Here is a 25,565-nt window from a genome sequence, read left to right on the forward strand (position 1 = left end):
GGGTCGCTTTCGTTACAATCCCGCCACCTGATTTATCGACCCGATTGACTGACCCATGAGCCCATGTCCCTGCGGTAGCGCACTTTCTCTCCCCCAATGTTGCGGCCTCCTTCACCACGGCCAGGCGGCCCTCAGCGCCGAGCAGCTGATGCGTTCGCGCTACAGCGCCTTCGTGCTGGGGCTTGGCGACTATCTGGTGCACAGTTGGCACCCGGATTTTCTGGGGGACCTGACGGCGGAGCAGCTCTCCCAGACCGATACCCGGTGGGATGGGCTGGAAATCCTGGCCGCTCAGGGGGGGCCATCCGACGAGATCGGCATGGTGGAGTTCAAGGCCTGGTTCGTGGAAGGGGACGAGCGCCACTGCCTGCACGAGCGCTCCCGCTTCGTGCGATACCAAGGGCGCTGGGTCTACACCGACGGGGAGCAGGATCCGGCGCCCCTCAAGATGGGCCGCAACGATCCCTGCCCCTGTGGCAGCGGCAAGAAGTTCAAGAAGTGCTGCGGCTAGGCAGTTCAATGCGCGGTAAAATCAACCATCATCAGCCAAAGCCATGAGCAAAACAGAATAGAGACAGCATAAACCGCAACCAGACTGGCCTATTTTGAGGCCAACCCCTAGGGGCCCCAGGCCCCTTTGTCGTTTCTTGAGTGTGATAACAATCACAAATTGCTCATACACCCGATATTTATGAGCGTTTGCGAACATTAACTTGGCCCATATCAAACATTTTTGCCCCCAAAGGCGCCACACTGGCCCCATCTGGAAGAGATGAGACGGGCAAGAATGAAAAGAATAACCACGGAAGTCGTCATCATTGGCGGTGGTGCCACCGGCGCCGGCATCATGCGCGACTGCGCGCTGCGGGGCATCGACTGCATCCTGCTGGAGCGGGACGACATCGCCGCCGGCACCACGGGCCGCAACCACGGCCTGCTCCACTCCGGCGCCCGCTATGCGGTGACGGATCAGGAGTCCGCCCGCGAATGCATCGCAGAGAACCGCATCCTCAAGCGGATCGCGAGCCACTGCGTCGAGGACACAGGCGGCCTCTTCGTCACCCTGCCGGAAGATGACATCGGCTTTCAGGCCACCTTCATGAGCGCCTGCGCCCAGGCCGGCATCGACACCCGGCAACTGGATCCCCGCGAGGCCCTGCGCCTCGAACCCAACGTGAACCCGGCGCTGATCGGCGCGATACGCGTGCCCGACGGCACCGTCGATCCCTTCCGCCTCGCCGCCGCCAACGTACTGGACGCCAAAGAGCACGGCGCCCGCATCTTCACCCACAGCAATGTGCTGGGGCTCTTGCGCACCCAGGACAGGGTGCACGGGGTCAAGGCCATCAACACCCGCACCGGCGAGGCGTTCGAGGTGGAGTGTCAGGAGGTGATCAATGCCGCCGGTATCTGGGGCCAGCAGATCTGCGAATACGCGGACCTCGGCATCCGTATGTTCCCGGCCAAGGGCTCCCTGCTCATCATGGATTACCGCATCAACCAGATGGTGCTCAACCGGGCGCGCAAACCGGCGGACGCGGACATCCTGGTACCTGGCGACACCATCTCCCTCATCGGCACCACGTCCAGCCGCATCGATTACCACAAGATCGATCAGCTGAGCGTGGATCCAGAGGAGGTCGAGGTGCTGCTGCGGGAGGGGATCAAGCTCGCCCCCGTGATGGCCCGCACCCGCTTGCTGCGCGCCTATGCCGGGGTCCGCCCCCTGGTGGCGGTGGACGGCGACGACACCGGCCGCAACATCAGTCGCGGCATAGTGCTGCTGGATCATGCCGAGCGGGACGGTCTCAAGGGTTTCAACACCATCACGGGCGGCAAGCTGATGACCTACCGACTGATGGCCGAATGGGCCACGGATCTCGTCGCCAACAAGCTTGGCAACGGCCGGCCCTGCCGCACCGCCGAGCTCTCCCTGCCGGGTTCGCGGGAGCCGGAGAAGGTCTCGGCCCCCGGCCTCAGCGCCCCGGTCGAGGGCTCGGCCCAGTATCGCCACGGCGAGCGGGTCATAGCGTTTTTCCGGGACAACCCCAGGGCCAACGCCCTCATCTGCGAGTGTGAGATGGTGACCGCCGGCGAAATCGAATACGCCCTGCGTGAGCTCGACGTCGACAACCTGGTGGATCTGCGCCGCCGCACGCGTCTGGGCATGGGTCCCTGTCAGGGGGAGCTGTGTGCCTATCGCGCCGCCGGCCTGATGCAGGAGTACGGCAAGGCCGATGGCCGCGAGGCGTGCGTCATGCTGCGCCAGTTCCTGGAGGAGCGCCACAAGGGCACCCGCCCCGTGCTCTGGGGCGATGCCCTGCGGGAGACCGAGTTTACCTACTGGATCTACGAGGGGCTCTTTGGCCTCGGCGAATGGACAGCTCCCCAGCTGGTTCCCTCCCCTGACCTGTCTGGACAGCCCATTCCTTCCACTCAAGGAGAGCCATCATGAGATTCGATACCATAGTCATAGGTGGCGGCATGGCAGGCCTCTCCGCCGCCCTGCGCCTGGCCGAGGCGGGTCAGAAGACCCTGCTGATGGCCTCGGGCCAGAGCGCCCTGCACTTCTCCTCCGGCTCCGTCGACCTGCTGGGTAGCGACGGGGATCCCCGCACCGCCCTGCCCGCCTTGATGGCCGAGCGGCCGAAGCACCCCTATGCCAAGGTCGGCCTCCCCAACATCATGGCGAGCCTGGACGCCCTGCAACGCCACTGCGCCGAAGAGGGGCTGCCCCTCTATCGCGAGGAGCACAACCATCTGCGCATCACCCCCATCGGCACTCTCAAGCGCACCTGGCTCTCCCCCGCGACCTGCGCCTGCGTCACCGAGGCCCCGGTCCCGGACAGCCTGCTGCTGGCCACCCTGAGTGGATTTCGCGACTTTCACCCGGCGCTGGCGGCGGCCAATCTCGCTACCCAGCCCCGCTTCGCCCACTGCCGCATCCTGACTGGCGAACTGGATCTGCCCCAGCTCGGCGAATTCAGCCGCAACCCCCACGAGTTTCGCTCCGCCGATATTGCCCGCCTGTTTGATAGACAGCCGAGCCTGCTGGCGGATCTCGCCCGCGAGCTAACCCGCATGGTGCGAGAGAGTGGCGAGCCCGGTTGCCGCCAGCTGGTGCTGCCCGCCTGCCTCTCCCTGGGGCTGGTCGGCCCGCGTCTGGCGGAGCTCGAGACACTCACCGGCTGCACCATCCGCGAAGTCGCCACCATGCCGCCGTCCCTCATCGGCATGCGGATGCAGGAGGCGCTCAAGCGCCGTTTCCAGCGCCTTGGCGGCACCTTCCTCACCAGTGAGCGGGTGCTGGGCGCCCGCTACGAGGGGGACAGGGTGATAGGTGTCCATAGCCAGAACGGAGACGATCAGCTATTCGAGGCGGCGCACTTCGTGCTCGCCTCCGGCAGCTTCTTCAGCCGGGGTCTGGAGTCGCGTCTCGGCGGCATTCGCGAGCCCATCTTCGACGCCGACGTGCTGAGCCTGTCGGAGCGCGACGCCTGGGCCGGTCGCCGTCTGTTCGACCACCACCCCTTCATGGGCTTCGGGGTCAAGACAGACGATCGACTCAGGGTGCTGCGCGGCGGCAAGCCGCTCGCCAACCTCTATGGGGCCGGCAGCGTGCTGGCCCACTATGACCCGGTGAAAGAGGGTTCCGGCTCTGGGGTCGCCGTCGCCACCGGCTGGCAAGTCGCCGGCCATATCCTGACGGGCATCTGAGATGACAGCCCTTTCCCATGTCACCGAGGGCAGTCAACTGCCCTACCCATCATCCCGTTGCCGCGCCATTTATGCTGCCAATCCGGCCAGGGAGGAGTAAATCATGCTACTGGATCACGCCAACCAAACCTTCGATCAGTGCATCAAATGCACCGTCTGCACCGCCTACTGCCCTGTGGCCAAGGCCAATCCCGCCTATCCGGGCCCGAAACAGGCCGGCCCCGACGGCGAGCGGCTGCGCATCAAGAGCCCTGAGCTGTTTGACAGCGCCCTCAAGTACTGCACCAACTGCAAGCGCTGCGAGGTGGCCTGCCCAAGCGGGGTCCGCATCGGCGACATTATCGCCAAGGCCAAGCACCAGTACGGCGGCATCAAGCCCGGGATCCGCGAGTTCGTGCTCTCCCATACCGATTTGATGGGCAGCATGTCCACCCTGATGGCCCCTGTGGTCAACTTCACCACCGGTCTCAAGCCCGTAAAGCAGGTGCTGGACAAGGCCCTCGGCGTCTCCTCCCACCGCGCCTTGCCCAAATACTCCCAAGGCACCTTCCGTGGCTGGTACAAGAAGCAGAAGGCCACCCAAGCCAGCTATGAGCGCCAGATCGCCTACTTCCACGGCTGCTATGTGAACTACAACCACCCGCAGCTCGGCAAGGAGCTGGTGCAGGTGCTCAACGCCATGAACATCGGCGTGCAACTGCTGGAGCGGGAGAAGTGCTGCGGCGTGCCGCTGATTGCCAACGGCTTCATGGACAAGGCCAAACAGCAGGCGGCGTTCAATATCAAGCAGATGGAAAACAGCCTGCTCGGCAACGAGATGCAGCTCCTGGCCACCTCCTCCACCTGCGGCTTCACCCTGAGGGACGAATACCCTCACCTGCTGGAGCAGGACAACCGCAAGGTGCGGGATCGCATCTCGCTGGTGACGCGTTTTTTGTGGAACGAATTCTACCGTGGCAACAAGCCGGCCATGAAACCGCTGGGCCTTCACATCGCCTACCACACCCCCTGCCACATGGAGAAGATGGGGGGCGTCATCTACACACTCGAGCTGCTGCGCGCCATTCCCGGGGTCAAGGTGACGGTGCTGGACTCCCAGTGCTGCGGTATCGCCGGCACCTACGGCTTCAAATCGGAGAACTACCAGACCAGCCAGGCCATCGGCGAAGGGCTGTTTGATCAGATAAATCGCCTCAAACCTGATCTCGTCATCACCGACTGCGAGACCTGCAAGTGGCAGATAGAGATGAGCACGGCGTTTCGCTGCGAGCACCCCATCCATCTGCTGGCCCAGGCACTGGCCTGACGGGTATGGATGAGAACTGGCCTATGGGGGACAAGATGAGCACATCCATCCCCCGCTGCGAGCATCCCATCCATCTACTGGCACAGGCGTTGGTATAAGAAATAAATACTGCACATTTGCCTTATGGATGCGTAAACCATCCAACATAGACAAAAATAACGACATAACCTAAAAACAATCGCGCAGAAAAACAAAGAGCCGGCAATTGCCGGCTCTTTTCGTTTATCTCCCGTCCATCAGGGGTGTTCGATGATCAGGCTGTGCTGATCCAGCATGGACTGGAGTATGTCGTGGGAGGAGGAGCCGCTTAAGTTCCAGCCGCTCAAATCCACGTCCTTCAGGGTGATCTGCTGGGTCACCTGACCATCCCCCGCCGGGGAGACCGACAGGTTCACGTCGCTCAGGCCACCGCTGCCGGTGGTGACAGAGGCAGACAGGTGATTGAGCAGGCCATCCACGCTGTTGTCGGTCACTCCCTTGAGCAGGTCCGCCAGATCGAGCTTGTCCCCCTGGGTCGGATTGAAGTCGGTGATGGTATCCAGAGCCGGTTGCCCGGTGGTGCCTTCATCACCGCTGCCCCACACGAAGAGATCGCTGCCCGCGCCGCCGGTCAGGGTGTCGTTACCCTGACCACCGCGCAGCACGTCATCCCCCAGCCCGCCCAGGATCCTGTCATCACCGCTTGAGCCAAACAGCCAGTCCGCACTGTCCGTGCCGGTCAGGGTGTTACCACTCTGACTGTGGATGTTGAGGGTCTCCGGGGTAGAGCCGACTGTGATGCCCCCCGCACTCGACTCGGCGCTCAGGGTGAGGGTGTGATCCCCCGTCGTCAGCCCGCTCAGATAGAGCGGCACCGACTGATCCATGGGCAGCAGCCAGTCGCTGCCATCGGCATGGCCCACGCTCTGGCCGTGCTCGTCCACCACCTGGGCACCGCCCAGATTCTGGATCCGCACCGACAGTTCCCCCGGCGCCGGGTTGACCACGCTGGCGCTCAGGTTCAACGGCACCCAGGCCCCTTGCAGGGCATGGATGTCGTGAGCCCCGAGGCTGAGCTGGGGATCATCGGCCTCGGCCGTGACAGTAATGCCGACGGTGGAGGTGTCGGTCAACGCGCCACCAGTGCCGGTGTTGCCCTGATCCGAGGTGGTGATGGTCAGGTTGTCCTGGCCCCAGAAGTCCTTGGCCGGCTCGTAGTGCAACTGACCATTGATCAGCGCGTTGAGATCCGCGAGGGATCCCACCAGGGTGATTTCATTGGTCCCCGCCCCCTGCACATTGACGGCGCCCGCCGCCCCGAGCAGGGTCAGCACGCCGTGCTCCACCCTCAGCACCATGGACATGGGGGCACTGCCGGCGTCCACGTCCTTGACGCTGATGCCGGAGAGCGACAGTGCGCCGTCTTCCTTCACCTGCATTGTGTCAGGCGCCTGGTTGATCGGGGCATCGTTGACCGCTTCCACCTCGATGGGCAGCACGTCGGTATCGCTCTGGGCGCCCCCGTTGCCGGTACTGCCGTTGTCGTTGGTCACCATGGTCAGGGCATCCTGGCCATTGAAGTCCTGCTCGCCCTGATAGGTGACGCCGCCGTTTAGCAGCGCATTGATGGCATCCTGCGAGCCACTCAGCACCAGGGAGCCGGTGCCGTTACCGGTGACAGTCACGCCATTGCCTGCCACCAGGTTCAGGGTGCCGTGCAGGACGGACAGAGTCACTGTGAGGGGGCTGCTGCCCGCATCCACATCGCTCACCTGCAAGCCGTGAATGACGAAGGGTTGATCCTCCTGCGCCACCTGGGGATCACTTGGCAAGACGTTGACGGGGGCATCGTTGACCGGTTGCACCTCGATGGGCAGCACGTCTGTGTCACTGAGCGCTCCGCCACTGCCGGTGTTGCCATTGTCATTGGTGACCATGGTCAGGTTGTCACTGCCGTGGTAATCCGGGTTGCCCTGATAGGTCAGACCGCCGTTCAGCAGCGCGTTGATGGCATCCAGCGATCCGCTCAGCACCAGGGAGCCGGTGCCGTTACCCACCACTGTCACCCCGCTGCCTGCCGGAATGTTGAGGGTGCCGTGTTCGACCGACAGGGTCACCTTCATGTCGCCGCTGCCCGCATCCACGTCCTGTACCTGCAGGCCCTTGATGACGAAGGGCTGATCTTCCTGCGCCACCTGGGGATCCGTTGGCAAGACGTTGATGGGCGCATCGTTGACCGGGCTGATATCCACGTGAATGGTGCCGTTGACCTCGGGGCCGAGGGCGCCATTGTCGACGCTCTGGGCCGTCACTTTAAGATCCAGGGCGCCGTTGGCGTCGTTGGTCACCAGTTCGATGGCTCCCAGCTTGGTGCCATCCGTGGTGACCTGCCAGCGACCGTTGCCAAGATCCACTACTGTGCCAGTGACACCGCTTGGCAGCTGGATTTTTGCCCCGTCGGGGACCCCCTCGATGGTGACGTGCACCTGCTCAGGTTTGTTCTCATGTACGTTGCCGGCACTGCCGCCGGTGGCCTGGGTATCCCGGGTCTCCAGACCCAGGTTCAGGGTGATCACATCCCCCTCGGTGCCACTCGCCTTGGTCTCGATGTCGGCGATGATCACATCCCCTATCGGGTTGACGGTGACGGTGAAGTTGCCGCTGCTGCCCAGTGGGACGCTGAGGCCATTGTCCAGGGTGTAAGCGGTCAGGGTGAGATCCACGCTGCCGCTGAAATCCGCCGGCGGGATCAGGGTCAGGGTGGAGAAATCGGTCCCCACGGGGATCTGCCAGACGCCGTTGCCGTTGTTGACCGCAGGGGCAGAGAGGGTGAAACCATCCGGCACCCCGGTGATCTGCAGCCCCACTATCTGCTCGGAGCCGTCGGTGTCGACAAGCTCGGCCCCGAAGCCCCCCAGGTTGACGCTGCCATCCTCATCACCCTGCACATCGTGCACTATGATCTTGGCCGGATCGTTGACCGGCTTGACCTCGAAGCCCGCCTGGCCGCTCCAGCTGCCGGTATCCGTGCCCGTGGTGGCGGTATCCAGGATATCCAAGGTCACATCGAGCGGTACCTGACCGCTGTAATGCTCCTTGGGAATAAACACCAGATCCTTGAGACCATTGGCATCCACCACCAGGGACTGGACGGGGTTGCCGTTGGCATCGAGGAAATGGCCGTACTTGGCATCGACGGTCACGGTTACCCGCTCCACCGTCTCCAGGCCGCCATTGGCCACAGAAGTGCTGATATCCGCCAGCTTGACCGAGAGATCGAGGTGGATTTCGGTGTCTTCCAGGTTGTCCGGTTGGCCGTCACCGTTCATGTCCTTCACGTTCAACTGCAGCTCAGGCATGCCGTCGGCACCGCCGTTGACGTCGACCTCCGGAGTGATGGAGAGGGTGATGTCCTGATCCGCCGTCTTGGTGTCGCCGCTCACGGTATCCGTGTTCACCAGTCGCACATGCAGGCTCAGGCTGTCACCGGCATAGTCTTCCGGCAGGGTCAGGGTCAGGTTGTCGAGATCGCTTAGGCCGTTTGGCAGCTTGATCAGGTACTCGCCGTTGACGAAGTCGAAGGTGAGCCCCTGCACGCTGACGCCCGGGGGCAGGCCGGTGAGGACGATACTGAGCTCGTCGTCGCCGATATCCGCCGTGCCCAGGGTCACCATGTTCTTCAGCTGGCTACCGAAGTCGACCCTGTGATCTTCCACCCCAGTGATGGGCTGGACATTGTCGAAGGTAACATCCGCCGCAATCTGACCCGAGTGGGTCGCGGCATGGAAGTCGGCGCTGGCATTGAGCTCCTTGCGCACGCTGGCACTCACATCCCCGTCGTCGCTGAGATCGTGCACCAAGGCACTCACCTTGAAGGTCACAGTACCGGTGAAGCCGTCGGGAGAGCGCAGGGCATAGCTGCCCAGCGCATTGTTGGGCACTGTCCAGTTGCCGTAACCATCGTTGATCCCCCCGATCACCACGAAGCCCGGCGGCAGATCGCTGATGACCAGGTAGTCGATGGTCTCGACACTGCTGGGATCCAGGTCCTCGAACACGAAGACATCCTGAAGCGGGATATCGTGCCCGTCCGGACTCTCCAACGCTCCGCCTGTCTGTATCAGGTTGCCATCGGGTTCCACAACGGCCTGGATATCCACGTGCAGATTGCCGTCGATCACCTTCTGGGCCGTGGCGCTGGAATCCACATCGACTTGAGTCACAGTCACATGACTCTGGATAGTGGTGTCCTTGTCGCTGTCTTCCGGTGCCCGCACCAGCAGTTGGCCACCATTGAGCAGGCTCTGCAGATCCGCATCGCTCAAGGTGACGCTGCCATCGCTCCCCAGGGTGAGCTGGTGAGTACCGTTGGCATCCTTGACCCAGATCTCGTAGCCGGGCTCGATGCCGGAGAGACTGAGGTGGGTCACCTGCTCGGCGCTGTCGCTCAGATCAGGCTTCCAATCGAGCACCACAGGCTCATCCTCAAAGCCTTGGCTGGTCTTGTCATAGTTGCCGGCGTCGATCTCGGGCTCCACCTTGATGGTGAGCGGCACGTCGAAGCTCTTGTGATCCCCGTCGTTCTCGGTCACCACCACGTGGCCGATGAGATGAATATCGGCCGTGCTGTTGGGCGGCGGCTGGATCTGCAGGTTGCCGAGATCCGACACATTGACCTGATAAATGGGCTTGCCGTTGGCATCCAGACCGGCGAAGGTCAGGGTCAGCTCGTTGCCATTGCCATCGAATACCTTGGCCCCTTCCGGCAAGCCTTCCAGCACCAGGTTGAGGGTTTCGGAGTTATCGAGCGGGGTGTCGACCTTCTCCCCCGACTCCAGCCTGAAATCCAGCGGCGCTCGGCCATCTTCCGCGATGGTGATGGTGTAGCCGTTGCCTTCCGGCGTCCAGCCAGTGCTGTCCAGGTTGAAGTGCGGCTCATCCACCACCCCGACCATGTCCACGTGCAGGCTCTGGGAGCCGGTCTCCTTCTCGTTGACCACTGTATGGGTCTGGCCATTGGCATCGGTCAGGGTGGCCGTGTCCTTCACCACCCCCTTGATGGTGAGATCGAAGTCCACGTTGCTGTTCTTGGGCGGCTGCATCTGCAGTTCGCCGATGCGATCATAGGGCACCTCGTAATAGCCGTTCGCATCAATGACAACCGCGACCCCGCCAAGCAGCAGGGTGGCGCCGGCGGGCAGGCCGCTGATGCGCACAAACATCTGCTCCGAGCCGTCCGCAGTGTCCCCCAGATGGGCGAGCACTATCTTGCTGCCCAGGTCGAGTAGAGTGTCTTCCTTGCCCTGGATCTCGCGCACGGTCAGCTTGGCGTCATCCGCCTGCGGGTTGACGTTGATCACCAGCTCTATGCTGTCGCCCAGCGCCTTGTCCTGGCCGCTCACCACGGGTGTCTTCTCGGTACTGATCGGGGTGATGGAGAGCTTGATGTCGCCGCTGTAGTCCTTGCCAGGCACCACGGTAATCTTGTTGATGTCGCCGGCGGAGACGGTATAGACGCCGTTGGCATCCGGCTTGAGCTCCTTGCCGTTCAGGGTCAGGCTGCCCTGGCCGGACTCCCACTTGATCTGGTAGCTCAGGGTCTCGGAACCATCAGTATCCGTGAGGTTTGCCTGCACATTGAGGGCAACGCCGCTGCCATCCTCATTGATGCTGTAGTGCTTGGCGGTGCTGGAATCCCATTCCGGCTTGTCGGCGATGCCTTGCACCGTGATAGCGAGATCCCCGGTCACCGGCGGCGGTGGCGTCCCCTCGGTCACCCCGACGTCGACCTGCACCTGGAAGTGCAGTGGCTGCTTGTTGTTGCTCCAGCTCGACCAGTCATCCGCCGGTACGAAGGTAAGACCCGAGGTGCTGTAGTGAACGTTGTCGCTGGTGACCATGGCCGCCGGCGGCACGATGAACCACTTGCCATCGGCCGTGGTGGTGAGCGCCACCCCGTTGTAGTAGAAGGTGCCATGAGCATTGGCGGGCGCCTGGATCAGCAGTTGATCCACATGCTCGCCCCGGTCGAAGTCACCGATGTCGAGCTGCATGTTGATGGGAATGCCCTGGCTCGGATCTTGCGCCCCCTGATCCTCCTGCCCGGTCGCGGCGTTCACGGTGAAGCGCACTGCCTCGTCTTCCATATTGAGGGTCAGGGTGCTCTCGGCGGTATCGCCATCACCGTCCACAATCTGGGCTGTGATGACCTGGCTGAGGCTGGCGTCAGCGTGATCGAAGCCGGGTCTCGGGGTAAAGCTGTAGTTGCCGTCCTCACCTATGGTCAGGGAGCCCATCACCTGTTTGCCATCCGGGCTCATCACGTCCAGGGTCAGGCTGCCGCTGAAGGCATGAACCTGACCGTTGACGGTGACCGAGACGACCTTGGCGCCATCGGCCCCCTCGTTGGCGGGGGGCAGCAGATCGCCGTTTACGCTGCTGCCGGTCTCGTTCAGGGTATGAGCCAGGCTGGTGCCAATCGGCATGTCATCCTGCACAGTCACTTCGACCGTCACGTTGGGGCTGCGATCCCCGTCGTGGTCTGTCACGTACAGGGGTATCTCGATGCCGAGCTCATCCTTGCCCTGAGCACCGTGATCGAGCTGGCCTACCAAATGGAAGCTGTAGCTGCCGTTGACGTCGAGGTGGATCCAGAACACAGGCTTGCCATCCGCCGTGCTTGCCAGATACCAACCCGGATTGCTGTGGGCGGCCAGGGTCACCTCCTTGCCACCTGAGGTGAGATGGTTCGCCTGGTTGAAGGCCGCCACATCGAGTTCGAGGGAAGCGACCCGGTCCGAACCAGCGCTGATGGTTACCTTGCCACCGGCCGCCTCCCCGCTTTCGGTCGGGGTGGTGCCGGGGTGCTGGGTGCTGCTCGCATCCAGATCTGCCTCTTCGACCCGCACGGACTCTATGTTCGAGATCAGCGGATCGGCCGCATCCTTGATCACTACGTTGGTATTGCCGTTGATCACAGAGCCGTCGCTGTCGGTCACCTGTACCGGCAGGGTCAGGTTGAGATCGTCGCTCGCCCCGTGATCCAGGTTGGTGTGTACCGTCACCTGATAATCCAGAGTCGCCTCTGTGTGCGCCTCTATGCGGCCCGGCACGCTCGGCAGGGTAACCGTCAGCACCAGGGTGCCGCTCGCGGTCACGGCCTGGAAGCTGTGGCCATTGCTGCCCGGCACCTCTTTCCAGGTGAGCATCTCGCCGTTATGGGTGATGGGGTTGCCGCTGGCATCGACTACCTGACCTGCGAGGGTCAGCCGCACGTCCACCACGGGATCGGAATCCGCCTTGATAGTCAGTTTGCCGGTAGCCTGCTGATCATCGGCGGTCTGGGTGCTGCCGGCGCCATCGAAGCGTCCTTCGCTCAAGGTCACGCCGGTCAGGGAGATGGTCGGATTGTTCCCCTCGCCGATGCTGACGTTGAGGGTGCCTGTGGTGCTGTCGTTGTTGCCGGCGCCCTTGTCGCTGTCGACAATATTGATTTGGAACGGCAGATCTGTGCTGGTGCTGCCGTTCTCCTGATGCACCCCTTCATACAGGGTCACCTTGTAGTCGAAACCGTTGCTGGCGGCGTTATTCAGGTTGCCGCTGATCTCGACTTCCAGCACCTCGACGCGCTGGCCGTCGACCATCACGTAGCCCTTGAGGATCTGGTTGCCCGGGATGCTGGGATCCCCATCGACCAGTTCATAGAGGACTGTCTGGCCTAGGGCAGTCAGTTTGGGCTGCTGACTTATGTCGGCAAACGAGACTTCGCTCACTCGATCCGAGCCGGCGTTGACCTCGAAATGACCGGTGCCGGTCAGGGGGTTGCCGCCGTTGAGATCCCCCTCATCCAGGCTTACCCCGCTGCCCGCCACGAAGCCAGGTGCGTTGCCGTCCTTGATGACCAGCGGCAGGTCGGTGGAGACGCTGTCCCCGTCCTTGTCGGTCAGGGTCACGGTCAGCGGCAGATCCAGAGACTCGTTGCCCTGATGATCCAGCTCGCCGCTCAAGGTCACCTTGCTGGTGACGCTCCAGTTGCCGTTGTTGTCGACCAATTCCAGCTCGGCGCGCAACACCTCACGACCGTCGGCCATGCCCACCAGATCGCCGTTGGCATCCAGGGTGAAGGTCACCGGGCTGCCGTGACTGCTGTATTTGCCGTTCAGGCTCTGCTGGATGGCTGCAATATCGAACCTGAGACTGCTCTGCTCGAGGGCATCTGAGCCGTGGCTCACGGTGAAACTCATATTGCCCACCACGGCGGCATCGCCCTGGTTGGCTTCGGTCATCTCGGTGCCGGTCACGGCGCTGATCACCGGGTTGGCCCCATCGCCGATGGCGACACTCAGGGTGGAGGAGACTTTGTCCCCATCGGAATCAGTGAGCGTGAAGCCCGCCTTGAGCAGGCTGTCCGCACTGCCCTGATCCAGCGGCTGGTTGAGGGTGAAGACATAGTGGCCCTGCTGATCCAGGGTCAGGGTGAAGACGTTCTGGCCGTTGACGCTGCCGCTGATGCTGTTACCGCTGACGCTGATAACGACCTGCTGCCCGCCGCTGGTGAGCCCCTGCAGGCCGGGCTGGCTGGCATCGAAGCTGATGTTGACCAGCGGATCCGTGCCTGCGGTGATGTTGAGATCCCCAGAGAGGCTCTGACCTGCGCTCCAGTCACTGTCTTCAGTGAGTGAAAGGGTGACCGCATCCACGCTCGGCAGGGCGCCGTCGGTGATGGCGATATTGAGGGTGCCGAGATTGCTCTGATCCCCGTCATAATCTGTGCCCTGTACCTGCAGCCCCAAGTTGACACTGTTGCTGGTGAGCGGCTGATCCAGCACGCCGTCCAGTTGCAGGTGGTATTTGCCGTCCAAGTCCAGGGTGACGGTCAAAATCACCTTGCCAGTGCTATCAGACAGGGTGATCAGATTGCCATTGACCTGATAAGTCGTCGGTTTGCCGCCACTGGTCAAGCCATCGAGGCCGGGTTGGCTCGCCTCGAAGTTGAGGGACACCAGGCGATCGCTGCCCACATTGACCGGCAGCTGGCCATCCAGGCTCTGGCTGGCGCCCCCTTCCTGCAGGCTGATGCCAGCATCGATACCGAGGTTGGGATCCACACCGTCGTTGATGGAGACCACCAGATCGGCGCGAGTCTCATCGCCATCTATCTCCTTGGCCGAGACGGTGAGTCCGAGGGAAAGGTCATCGCTGCCCTGATGATCCAGGGGCCCATTGAGGGAGACGGTGACATTGCCGTCGATGTCGCTGCCAGATTGGCTCGCATTCAGTTCGGCCTTGATCACCTCGACGCGATTGCCCTGATCATCGGTGTAATAACCGATCAGCAGACGATCGCCGCTGAACTCGAAGGTCAGCGCATGGCCATCGCTGCTAAGGCCGCTGCCGTTGAGGCGGGCCAGGGTATTGGCCTGATCCGCGAAGACGACGGAATCTGCCAGCAGGGGATCGGCCTGGTGCCCCACCACGAAGTGGCTCTGGCCCACCACGATCCCGGCGTCGGTAAAGGCATCCTCGGTGAGGGTGATGGGTGAGAGGATGAAGTCCGGCGGCGTGCTGTCCACCAGGTTGACGTTGAGATTGGCGTGCACCAGATCCCCGTCGCTGTCGCGATACTCCAGGGAGAACGGCAGGTTCAGGTTGTCCTGGCCATGATCCAAGCTCTGATTCCAGACGATGCGGTAACTGCCGTCGTTGGAAAGCGTCAGGGTGAAGATGGTGTTGCCGCCAGCCGTCGCAGTGAGGGTCTGGCCGCTGATCTGATAACTCAGCGCCGTGCCATGGCTGCTGAGACCGAGCTGCTCGAGGGCACTCTGATCGGCGCCGAAACTCACCTGCAGGTTGCCATCCATGCCGGCGCCGGTATGCAGGGAACCGGTGGCACTGACCGGGCCCTTGGCCAGATCCGCCTCGGACAGGGTCAGCACATCGCTCTGACCGATGAGGGGGGCACCGTCGATCACCCGGTTGCCCGCAAGATCCGTCACCTCAGCGCGCACCTCGTAGGGGCCCGAGATAGTGGAAAGATCCAGACCGTTGAGTTGCCAGCGACCGTCGCTGCCCACCAGGGCGGTGCCGCTGTAGAGAACCTGGCCATTCTGGCCGATGAGGGTGATGGTGACGCTCTGACCGGCTTCTACTTGGGTGGTGGTGCCGCTCAGGGTGACATTGTCATGGCCCAGGATGTCATTGGTATCGAGATCGTCGATATCGATGCCGGCCTTGGTATCCACGGTGACGGTCAGGGTATCGCTGGCACGGTTACCGGCGATGTCCACCGAATCGACCCGAAAATCATAGGCACCGTCCGCCATGTCGCTCGGGATCTGGTATTGCCAGTTGCCGTTGCCGTCCACGACAAGCACCGCCAGCACAGTGCCACCCAGGCTCAGGGTGACGGTAGCGCCGGGCTCACCCTTGCCCTGCAGCAATGGCGTGGTGTCTTTGGTCAGATCGTCCACCTGGCTGGCGCCGGTGTCGCTTTCGTCCGCCAGATCGAGGGTGATGGTGGTGATGGTATCGAGCAGAGTCTGTCCCAGATCGCTGGCCTTGTTGCCGGCCGCATCCTGGGTGTCCGCCTGTATGGTCAGGGGGCCGTCCACCAGCTTGCCGGTCACATCGCCGAAATTGGCCTCCCAGACGAAGCCTGGCAACACGACAGTGGTGGTGGTGAGGCGGTTACCATCCTGATCGATCAAGGTCACGGTCACCGTCTGGCCGACTTCCACATCCTGCACTGTGCCACGAATGATGACCCCGGCCGCCTCATCGGCGTTGATGATGTTATCGTCGGTCTGGGGCTCGGTGATGGTGATATAGGCCTGCTGATCCTGATCTTCGACGTAGGGCTCTTCGTTGCCCTGGGGACGAGCCTGGTGGTCGGTATCAAACCCCGCCTCCACCACGGTGAAGTCGTTGTTGAGATCCACCACTACGAAGCCACCGGCGCTGGAGCCAACCACGCCCCCTGCGGTGCCTGCGCCGTCATTACCGGCGGCGGTTTCTTCAAACACGGCGGTCGGGTCGGCGCCCTCTCGGATGGCTTCCTGCAGTTTGGCCAGTTCAGGATCCACGGACTGGGGAGCCGGCTGTGTCATGGCCAACTCGAGTTGGTCGGGATCGCGCCCATCGACGGGATCGGCCAACTCGAAACGGCCATCGGCCTCGGCCAGCAGCCGCTCACCGGGCTGGAGCTGCATGCCCACTGCGGCAGGGCGCAGGTTGCCGTCGCCATCCATCACGAAGACCCTCCCTTCCAGGTGATTGATAAGGGTCGGTTTTTCGATTCGCAGCTCAGCCATACTTCATCTCCAACTCATGGGCACGGACTCCTAAGAATACAGGTCCGTGGTGAATAGGCGCCTATTTTACCCCCGTCCAGGATGGAGATCCCTTCGACATTTTCGAAAATATCGAAAGGAAATGGCGTCATGAGTCCTATTTAATGCAATGGAACCGTTACCAATCCGCTTCTCATACGGAAACAAGACTCGTAAGGTGACTTTCTGTACGATGGGCAACACTATTGATGTCATTGTTACGACAGTTTGTGTCAGATGGACAGCCTATTAAATAATCGGCCACTTATTTAAGCATTTCGCCGCACCCGCTTTCCCAAAAGTCATTTAGTGCATATATACTCATTGTTCATTCAGTCGACACAGGGCTAATACCGCCCAAACCTCCCCGGATCAGGCGATGCCCTTCTCGCTTATCCCTCTGTCTCACAGGCAGACCATCATGCCGCCCCTTGACCATAAGCCTCCGCCATCCCTAAGGAATCCAATCTGGATCTCATTTCTTCGCTTTGCCCTCCCCGCCAATTGATCTAGCGCAAGGGGGCCGGGGATAAATCATTATCCATTTTACCCATTTGGTATTATCCCAAGGCAACAAACGCATAAAAACCATCTCTTATGCATCAATAACAATTAAACGGCCTGCCATACCCATTCGGGTAGTGATGTCCACGCAACAAGATGGACCGGTCGGGCCCGGCAAGGACGTTTTTATCTGGGAGTGATGACCGTGGGTTCACATAACAACGTATTGAGGCAGGGCCTTGGGGCCTTGCTACTGACCGCCCTGCTCGGCACCGGCGGCTGGGCACAGGCTGAAGACGCCGCCCCCAAGGGCAAGATTGAGGCGCGCAACGAGCTGTTCGCCAAGGATCACGTCGATCAGTTCGACAGCTGGACATCGACCAGCGAGAGCGCGGAGCGCACCGACGCTCTGGCCGAGGATCCCCAGATGGTGGTGCTCTGGGCCGGCTACCCCTTCTCCAAGGATTACAACAAGCCGCGCGGTCACTTCTACGCCCTGACCGACGTGCGGGAGACCCTGCGCACCGGCGCCCCCAAGAGCGCCGAAGACGGCCCCCTGCCCATGGCGTGCTGGAGCTGCAAGGGCCCGGACGTCGCCCGCGTCATCGATGAGCAGGGCGAGGATGGCTACTTCAAAGGGATGTGGGCCAAGGGCGGGCCGGAGATCGTCAACACCATAGGTTGCGCCGATTGTCATGACACCGCGTCGAAAGAGTTCAAGGAGGGCAAGCCCGCCCTGCACCTCTCCCGCCCCTATGCGGACCGCGCCATGACAACCATCGGCAAGCCGTTCAAGGAGCAGGGCCGCTTCGATCAGCAGTCCCAGGTATGCGGCCAGTGCCACGTTGAGTACTACTTCAACGGCCCCACCAAGGCGGTGAAATTCCCCTGGGACAAGGGCACAGGGGTCGAGCAGATGGAGGCCTATTACGACGAGATTGGCTTCGCCGACTGGGTGCATGCCCTCTCCAAGACCCCCATGCTCAAGGCACAGCACCCGGAATACGAGACCTGGCGCGCCGGCATTCACGGCCAGAACAACGTCGCCTGCGTCGACTGCCACATGCCCAAGGTGCAGAACGAGCAGGGCAAGGTCTACACGGATCACAAGGTCGGCAACCCGTTCGATCGCTTCGAGCAGACTTGCCGCAACTGCCACACCCAGAGCAAGGAGATGCTGCAAGATATCGTCCATCAGCGTAAGGAGGCCGTGGTCGAGACCAAACTCAAGGTCGAGAAACAGCTGGTACACGCCCACTTCGAGGCCAAGGCGGCCTGGGATGCCGGCGCCACCGAGGCCGAGATGAAGGATATCCAGCAAGACATCCGTCACGCCCAGTGGCGCTGGGACTTCGCCATCGCCTCCCACGGGGTGCAGGCCCATGCCCCGGAAGTGGCCCTGAAGATGCTGGGCAGCGCCCTGGACAAGGCCGCCGATGCGCGCACCAAGCTCGCTCGCCTGCTGGCCGCCAAGGGCATCAGCCACGAGATCGCCATCCCCGACATCTCCAGCAAGGAGAAGGCCCAGGCCGCCCTTGGCATGGACATGAAGCAGCTGAACGCCGACAAGGCCCAGTTCCTCAAGACCACAGTCCCCGCCTGGGAAGCCGAGGCCAAGGCGGCCGGGCGACTGGTGCAGTGATGGATGCGGGCGGGCACCGCGCGTGCCCGCCACGGATGGAGGCTTCCTATGGGTGATTCAACGATGGATTTCTTACGATTGATGCTGATGGCAGTCCTGCTGCTCACCAGCCTGCAGGGCCAGGCCGCCGAGGCCACCCCTGTCCCCGCCACCCACGAGGTGGAGTTCTTGCGCAGCGCCGACAGGGCCTGCACCGACTGCCACAAGGAGCAGACGGAGGGCATGCACGGCAAGCATGCCAAGGCGACCAACCCCAACAACCTGGCCCCGGTGACCTGTACCAACTGCCACGGCCTCCCCTCTCACCAGCACCGGGAAGGGGTCAAGGACGTGATGCGCTTTGGCGACAGCTTCAAAGACAAGCAGAGCACCGAAGCCTACCCCATTAGCGATCAGAACGGCGTCTGCATGAGCTGCCATGAGCCCAAACCCCTGCGCGAGGCGCTCTGGGCCCACGACGTGCACATGACCAAGCTCACTTGTACCAGTTGCCATCAGTTGCACCCGGTCAAGGAGCCCATGGTGGGCATAGCGGAGAAATCCCGGATCAAGCTCTGTGTCGACTGCCACAGCAAGCAGCACGCCGCCAAGGCGGCCAACCGGCAGGCCAGCGTGAGCAAGGAGGCGCCATGAGCTGCTCTCGCCGTCAATTCATGGCGGGGATGAGCGCGGGCACCCTCATCATGATGACGGGTACCCGTTCCCTTGCCAGCCCCCTCGCCCACAGCCAGACCATAGATGGCGTGCGCTACGGCATGCTGCACGACGAGACCGCCTGCATCGGCTGTACCGCCTGCATGGATGCCTGCCGCGAGACCAACAAGGTGCCTGACGGGGTCGCCCGGCTCCAGATCCTGCGCTCCGGTCCCGAGGGTGAGTACCCCAACCAGTCGTACCAGTTCTTTCGCAAGTCTTGCCAGCACTGCGACAACGCGCCCTGCGTGCACGTCTGCCCGACCGGCGCCTCCCACATCCGCGCGGAGGATGGCATCGTCGATGTGAACCCGGATCTGTGCGTCGGTTGCATGTACTGCCTCGCCGCCTGCCCCTACCGCGTGCGCTTCATCAACCCGGTCACCAGGGTGGCGGACAAGTGCGACTTCTGCCGCCAGACCAACCTGGCTGCCGGCAAGCAGCCCGCCTGTGTGGAGGCCTGCCCCACCAAAGCCCTGGTGTTCGGCAATCTGGATGATCCCGACAGTGCCCTCAGCCAGCGGCTCGCGCAGGAGCAGACCTATCGCTTCAAGGAGGCGCTCGGCACCTCGCCCAAGATGTACCGTATCGCCAAAGGGGAGAAATCATAATGTGGCATGATGCTTTCCACTTCGAGTCCCTGGTCTGGGATGGCCCCATCGCCATCTACCTGTTCCTGCTCGGCATCTCCGCCGGCTCCTGCACCCTGTCGGTGCTGCTGCGCCTGCGCAAGGGGGCCGGCAGCGAGAGCGGCATCATCAAGGCGACCGCCATCCTGGCGCCGCTCTCGGTGATCCTCGGCCTCACCATACTGATCTTCCATCTGGCCCGTCCCTGGACCTTCTGGAAGCTGATGTTCAACTACCAGTTCGACTCCGTGATGTCCATGGGGGTCATGCTGTTCCAGGTCTATATGGCGGCGCTGTTCGCCTGGCTGGCGGTGGTGTTCAGAGCAGAGATCGAGGCCCTGCGTCGCAAGCTGCTGGGTGACAAGCTGGCGTTCGTCGATGACCTCATCGCCCTGATTGGCCGTTTCGAGCGGCTGATCGCCCCGGCGTTGCTGCTGCTGGCGGCGCTGCTTGGCGCCTACACCGGCTTCCTACTGTCGGCCCTGATCAGCTACCCCATGCTGCACAACCCGGTGCTGCCGGTGCTGTTCCTGGTCTCGGGGGTGAGCTCGGGGGTCGCCTCCACCATATTGCTGGCGGTCACCCTGTTCAAGGAGGATGGCCACAGCCAGGGGGTGCACTTCGTGCATCGCTTCGAGCGGCCCATGGTGGTGCTGGAGCTGTTGCTGCTGGCCAGCTTCTTCGGCGTGCTCTATGCCGCGGGCGGCCAGAGCGAGGTGGCGATGCAGGCAGCCATCGGCGGTGGCTTCTGGTCCAACGTCTTCTGGTTCGGGGTGATCGGGGTCGGCATCCTGCTGCCCCAGTTGCTGAGTCTCATCACCGGCAAGGAGAAGGCCCATCGTCCCTCCCACCTGGTGCTGCTGTGCAGCCTGAGCCTGCTGGGGATCCTGATGCTGCGTTATTTCATCCTCTACGCCGGTCAGATGACGGTGGTATAGAAAACGGCTCACAAGCGCCAGCCGCCCCGGCGACTGGCGCTTGTCTGTTGCTGGATGTTTGCATGTTCTGGTGATGCCCCAACGCCCACCCGAGGTGGACGCTGCGGCATCACATGAACGATATAGTGAAACTGGAGGTTGTGTGCTGGCAGAGCTCGGCTATCTCTCACTGCTGCTGGCGACCGCGCTCGCCCTGGTGCAGGGCACCCTGCCCTGGCTGGGGCTGCGTCTCGCCTCGCCTTCTCTGCTCGGCTGTGCCAAGCCGCTGGCGCTGCTAAATGCCGCCCTGCTTGGCGTCGCCCTGATACTGCTCGGCCTCTGCTTCGCGCAAAACGATTTCACCCTGATTTATGTGGCCCAGCATGCCAACAGCGCCCTGCCCCTTGGCTTCAAGCTCGCAGCGGTCTGGGGCGGCCACGAGGGTTCCATGCTCTTCTTCGTGTTTGCCCTGGCGCTCTGGGGCGCCCTGGTGGCGCTCTGTTCCAATCGGGTTGACGGGCTTATCCGGGTGCGGGTGCTCGCCATCATGGGGCTGATCGTCGGGCTGTTCGGCCTCTACACCCTCGCCTTTTCCAGCCCCTTCGATCGTGCCTTCCCGGGACCCATGGAGGGACGCGATCTCAATCCCATGCTGCAGGACATCGGCCTCATCGTGCATCCCCCCCTGCTCTACCTCGGCTACGTGGGTTTTGCGGTCAACTTCGCCTTCGCCATGGCGGCGCTGCACTCCGGTCGCCTGGATGGCGCCGTCGCCCACTGGAGCCGCCCCTGGGCACTCGGCTCCTGGGTGTTTCTCACCGCCGGCATAGTCCTCGGCTCCTGGTGGGCCTATTACGAGCTCGGCTGGGGGGGTTGGTGGTTCTGGGATCCGGTGGAAAATGCCTCCCTGCTACCCTGGCTGCTGGGCACCGCCCTGCTGCACGCCCTGATCGTCTGCGAGCAGCGCGGTGCCTACGGCCACGGCGTTCTGCTGCTCTCCATCTTCACCTTCTCCTTAAGCCTGCTCGGCACCTTCGTGGTGCGCTCCGGGGTGCTCACCTCGGTCCATGCCTTCGCGGTGGATCCGAATCGCGGCCTGACCCTGCTGCTGCTGCTCGGCCTGCTGTTGACCACAGCGTTGACCCTGTTCGCCCTGCGGGCCGATACCCGCGCCCCCTACGCCCGCTTCGGTTTCTGGTCGAAGGAGGGGCTGCTCGGCGCCGCCATCCTGCTGCTGGTCGTGGCCTGTGCCAGCGTGCTGCTCGGCACCTTCTACCCCATGGTGTTCCAGTCCCTGCATCTGGGATCCCTCTCGGTGGGCGCCCCCTACTTCAACGCCATCTTCGTGCCCCTGGCCCTGATGCTGATGGCGCTGATGACCTGGCTCCCGCGCCTGCACTGGCAAGGCTTGCGGACATGTTCCCGGGTGAGCGCCCTGCTGCCGCCCCTGCTCGGCCTGCTGGGGGGCGGTTTGCTCAGCCTCGGGTACCGCGATCAGGGGGCCCTCGGCTGGAGCGGGATCCTCGCCAACATGGTCGCCCTCTGGCTATTGGCCAGCCTGCTGCTCGGCTTCCCCTTCAAGACCGGATTCACCAACATCAACCGGCTTGGGAGCCTGCTGACCCACCTCGGCGTCGCGGTCTGCGCCCTCGGCATCGCTCAGGTGAGCCATCACAGCCAGGAGGGAGGCACCGTGCTCGGTGCAGGCAACCCCTACCGACTCGGCGCCTACGAGTTTCGCTACGAGGGGAGCGAGCCCCTGCTCGGCCCCAACTACACCGCCGAGCGCATTACCCTCAGCGTGCACAAGGAGGGCAAAGAGATCGCAAGGCTGATGCCGGAGCGGCGCAACTACAGCGTGCGCACCATGAACATGAACGAGCCCGGCATCGAGTGGGGGTTCTTTGGAGATCTCTACGTGGTGCTCGGCGAGAAGATGGGGCCGGACGCCTACGCCATGCGCCTGCATCACAAGCCGCTGGTGCGCTGGATCTGGCTTGGCGGCCTGTTGATGATGGCTGGCGGCACCCTGCGCCTGATCGCCCGCTGTCCCCTGCTCGCAGCCCGCAGCGCAGCTGCCACTGCGCCCTGTCCTGCCCTCGAACGGGAGCCCTCATGAGATCCCGCCTGCGCCTCTTTATCCCTTTGCTCTTGACCCTGGGGTTGGGCGCCCTGCTCTGGCTCGGCCTTGGCAACGACCCCTACCGCCAGGACGAGGCCACCCTGGGGCGCTCCCTGCCGGTTTGGCAGAGCCAGGATCTCTTTGGCGGCCCCCCCATCCCCACTGAGCGCCTCAAGGGGGAGCCCTTCTTGCTCAACGTCTGGGCCAGCTGGTGTCCCAACTGCCGCGCCGAGCACCCCTTGCTCGCCGAGCTGGCAAGCTCGGTGCCCCTCTACGGCCTCAACTACAGGGACAAGGGGGATGCCGCCCACGCCTGGCTGCGCGAAGCGGGCAATCCTTACCGCGCCGTGCTGGCCGACCCCGACGGCAGGCTGGCGCTGGAACTCGGGGTCTATGGCACCCCGGAGACCTATCTGTTTGACGCCGACGGCACCCTGCTCAGCCGCCACACGGGTGAACTCACCCGGGAGATCTGGCAACACCAGTTCGTGCCCAGGCTCAGCGAGGCTCGCGCCGCCGTCACCGCGAAGAGTCAGCCATGAATAAACACCTTCTGATCGAAACACTGCGCGCACAGCTGATCACAATTCTGCTCTGTGGGGCCGGCCTCGCCGCCGCCAGCGGCGTCGACACCTACCAATTTCGTCATCCCGAGTTGCAGAGCCGCGCCCAGGAGCTGGCACGCTCCCTGCGCTGCCCCCAGTGCCAGAACCAGAACCTGGTGGAGTCCAACTCCCCCATCGCCCGGGATCTGCGCCTCGAGGTCTACCGCTGGGTGGACGAGGGGCAGAGCGATGATCAGGTGATCGCCCGCATGACAACCCGCTTTGGCGACTTCGTGCGCTACGATCCCCCCTTCAAGGCCAGCACGGCGCTGCTCTGGGCTGGTCCCCTCCTGTTGCTGCTGCTGGCTGTTTATCGGCTGCACCGTAGCCTGCGGCCCTCTAAGCCGCCCCGTCCTCGGCTGGATGCGGCGGTGGCTTCGTCAGGCACTCAGGATCCCAGGGGGGAGCTGAACCGGCTGATCATGGCCGAGCAGCAGGCTGGGCTAAACCCCCACTCTCCCCTGTACCATGAGCTGGCGCAGGCGCGGTTGGCCAATGCAACTCCAGAAACGGAGCTGCGATTGCGGGCGCGACTCGCGGCCAAGATGCCAGCGCCCAACCCCCTGCCCTGGCTGCTACTCGGATTGTTGCTACTGGGAACGGTCGCCCTCGTCTACGCCAACACAGGCCGCTATCAGGCCTGGCAAGGGTATCAGCAGCGCCCCGATCCCCTCGCGGGGCTGAGTCCGCGCGACTTGCAGGACAAGGCGCTCGGCGCCCTGCACCAGCGCCTGCAGCGGGATCCCCGGGATCTCGAGAGTTGGGCCGAACTCGGCCAGCTCTACCTCTACCGGGACGACTACGACAACGCCTGGCTCGCCTATCAGCGGCTCGCCTTGCTGGAGGGGGGCGCCAGCACCGCCACCCTGGCGGCTCAGGCCACGGTACGCTACTACCAGGCGGGCCAGCGGCTCACCCCGGAGGCGCGCCGCCTGCTGGATGCCGCGCTCGCACTCGACAAGGGGGAAGTGAGCGCCCTGATGCTGCTCGCCTCCGATCACTTCCTGCACGGCCGCTACGGCGAGGCCATCACCCTCTGGCAAGGGCTGCTGGATGGCGAGCGGCCCCGCATCAACAGAGCCGCGCTGATCCAGGCCATTCAAACCGCCCGCATCATGGGGGGCTAATCGCCCCCCTTTGACGCGGGGCGAACACTGGCGGGGGTGGCGCAATGCAGGCGATGACTTGTCATCCTTGCCATACCGGTTAAACAATAGGGTTCCAGTGTCCCAGCTCTGAAGGAGCCAGCATGATCCCCATTCGCTGTCAGGCCGTCTCCGGCGTCGCCCTCTCCACTGTCGATGGCGAGATCAAGATACTGCTGATGAAGCGGGTCAAGGGGGGCTTCTGGTGTCATGTGGCAGGTTCGGTCGAGGCGGGTGAGACCGGCTGGCAAACGATAGTGCGCGAGTTCTTTGAGGAGACCGGCATAGGGGTGAGCGAGCTCTACAACGGCCAATATCTGGATCAGTTTTACGAGCATGCCACCAACACTGTCTGTGTCGTACCGGTGTTCGTAGTCTATTGTCCGCCCAATCAAGCCATTACCCTCAACGATGAGCACACCGAATATCGCTGGTGTTCCCTGAGCGAGGCCAAGGCACTGGCCAGTTTTCCTGGTCAGAAGGCCCTCTATGAGCATATCTGGCACTATTTTGTCGAGCAGCGCCCTCCAGCGCTGATGCAGGTTGCCCTACCCCATACGGCCTGACCCCGCACAGGGCTGCTGGCTTGAGCCAACGCAGTCCTGGATACCGGACTGCTCCCCAATATCGGCAAGTTACGGTGCTCCCAGACAATGTCTATCCAGCCGCTTGCTGTAACCCGCCAGCATCGTTTGCCATCTTGAAGAGTAATGGCCAGAGAGCTGCACGAGGCCATACCGCGACGAAGTGTGTGAAAAGAGTGGCAAGGGCGGGAAATTACAGGCATAAAGTGCGCCACCTGGGTTCATCTTGACGATGTTGGCGACCACAACACCCCCTGTTCTGCGGCTGACATCGCCATTAGCCGCCCTTGAGGTGATTGCAAGGCCACTCACCTCATAAAATGAAAATTTTGGAACTTTTGACGTTGTTAAGCGTCAGTTCCCGTCATATAACTTAGCCAAATAACCTCGTTTGT

At 62.8% G+C, this 25,565-nt stretch carries 13 protein-coding genes; 12 read left to right on the forward strand and 1 reads right to left on the reverse strand.

What is annotated here, in order from left to right; genetic code table 11:
• Positions 1-55: 55 nt before the first annotated feature.
• The 4 genes from ACT5M9_RS01905 to glpC all read left to right on the forward strand — a co-directional run bounded on the left by ACT5M9_RS01905 (position 56) and on the right by glpC (position 5,023).
• On the forward strand, positions 56-511 hold the full coding sequence (locus ACT5M9_RS01905; protein WP_457978354.1) for a YchJ family protein: 456 nt from the start codon (positions 56-58) through the stop codon (positions 509-511).
• Positions 512-787: 276 nt separating this feature from the next.
• Positions 788-2,455: an anaerobic glycerol-3-phosphate dehydrogenase subunit A gene (gene glpA, locus ACT5M9_RS01910; RefSeq protein WP_457978352.1), complete on the forward strand. Its 1,668-nt coding sequence runs from the start codon at positions 788-790 to the stop codon at positions 2,453-2,455.
• Entirely contained in the window at positions 2,452-3,717 is a 1,266-nt protein-coding gene (gene glpB / locus ACT5M9_RS01915; RefSeq protein WP_457978351.1) for a glycerol-3-phosphate dehydrogenase subunit GlpB, read from the forward strand. Before glpA ends, glpB begins: the two co-directional genes overlap by 4 nt.
• A gap of 103 nt (positions 3,718-3,820) precedes the next feature.
• Positions 3,821-5,023, forward strand: a complete 1,203-nt coding sequence (gene glpC, locus ACT5M9_RS01920; RefSeq protein ID WP_457978349.1) for an anaerobic glycerol-3-phosphate dehydrogenase subunit GlpC — start codon at positions 3,821-3,823, stop codon at positions 5,021-5,023.
• 236 nt (positions 5,024-5,259) lie between these two features.
• Here glpC and ACT5M9_RS01925 read toward each other — a convergent pair whose 3' ends face one another.
• The gene (locus ACT5M9_RS01925) at positions 5,260-16,311 is read right to left on the reverse strand and encodes a retention module-containing protein (RefSeq protein WP_457978347.1); all 11,052 of its coding nucleotides are present in this window, start codon (positions 16,309-16,311) and stop codon (positions 5,260-5,262) included.
• Positions 16,312-17,032: 721 nt separating this feature from the next.
• On the opposite strand from ACT5M9_RS01925, the gene nrfA reads away from it, so the two are divergent.
• The 8 genes from nrfA (at position 17,033) to ACT5M9_RS01965 (ending at position 25,152) form a co-directional block, all read left to right on the forward strand.
• Complete coding sequence (nrfA, locus tag ACT5M9_RS01930) at positions 17,033-18,475, forward strand: ammonia-forming nitrite reductase cytochrome c552 subunit (protein WP_457978345.1); 1,443 nt, start codon at positions 17,033-17,035, stop codon at positions 18,473-18,475.
• 48 nt (positions 18,476-18,523) lie between these two features.
• Complete coding sequence (gene nrfB / locus ACT5M9_RS01935; RefSeq protein ID WP_457978343.1) at positions 18,524-19,108, forward strand: cytochrome c nitrite reductase pentaheme subunit; 585 nt, start codon at positions 18,524-18,526, stop codon at positions 19,106-19,108.
• On the forward strand, positions 19,105-19,779 hold the full coding sequence (locus tag ACT5M9_RS01940) for a 4Fe-4S dicluster domain-containing protein (protein WP_457978342.1): 675 nt from the start codon (positions 19,105-19,107) through the stop codon (positions 19,777-19,779). Before nrfB ends, ACT5M9_RS01940 begins: the two co-directional genes overlap by 4 nt.
• Entirely contained in the window at positions 19,779-20,735 is a 957-nt protein-coding gene (gene nrfD / locus ACT5M9_RS01945; protein WP_457978340.1) for a cytochrome c nitrite reductase subunit NrfD, read from the forward strand. Before ACT5M9_RS01940 ends, nrfD begins: the two co-directional genes overlap by 1 nt.
• A 142-nt stretch (positions 20,736-20,877) precedes the next feature.
• The gene (nrfE, locus tag ACT5M9_RS01950; RefSeq protein ID WP_457978339.1) at positions 20,878-22,833 is read left to right on the forward strand and encodes a heme lyase NrfEFG subunit NrfE; all 1,956 of its coding nucleotides are present in this window, start codon (positions 20,878-20,880) and stop codon (positions 22,831-22,833) included.
• Positions 22,830-23,378: a DsbE family thiol:disulfide interchange protein gene (locus ACT5M9_RS01955; protein ID WP_457978337.1), complete on the forward strand. Its 549-nt coding sequence runs from the start codon at positions 22,830-22,832 to the stop codon at positions 23,376-23,378. The genes nrfE and ACT5M9_RS01955 overlap by 4 nt, the downstream gene beginning before the upstream one ends.
• Positions 23,375-24,568 carry a heme lyase NrfEFG subunit NrfF gene (gene nrfF / locus ACT5M9_RS01960; RefSeq protein ID WP_457978335.1) on the forward strand — a complete coding sequence of 398 codons (1,194 nt, stop codon included), beginning with the start codon at positions 23,375-23,377 and terminating at the stop codon, positions 24,566-24,568. The genes ACT5M9_RS01955 and nrfF overlap by 4 nt, the downstream gene beginning before the upstream one ends.
• Positions 24,569-24,690: 122 nt before the next feature.
• Positions 24,691-25,152, forward strand: a complete 462-nt coding sequence (locus ACT5M9_RS01965) for an NUDIX hydrolase (RefSeq protein ID WP_457978333.1) — start codon at positions 24,691-24,693, stop codon at positions 25,150-25,152.
• The last annotated feature ends 413 nt before the right edge of the window (positions 25,153-25,565 follow it).

Source organism: Aeromonas sp. AE23HZ002T15 (genome assembly GCF_054165525.2).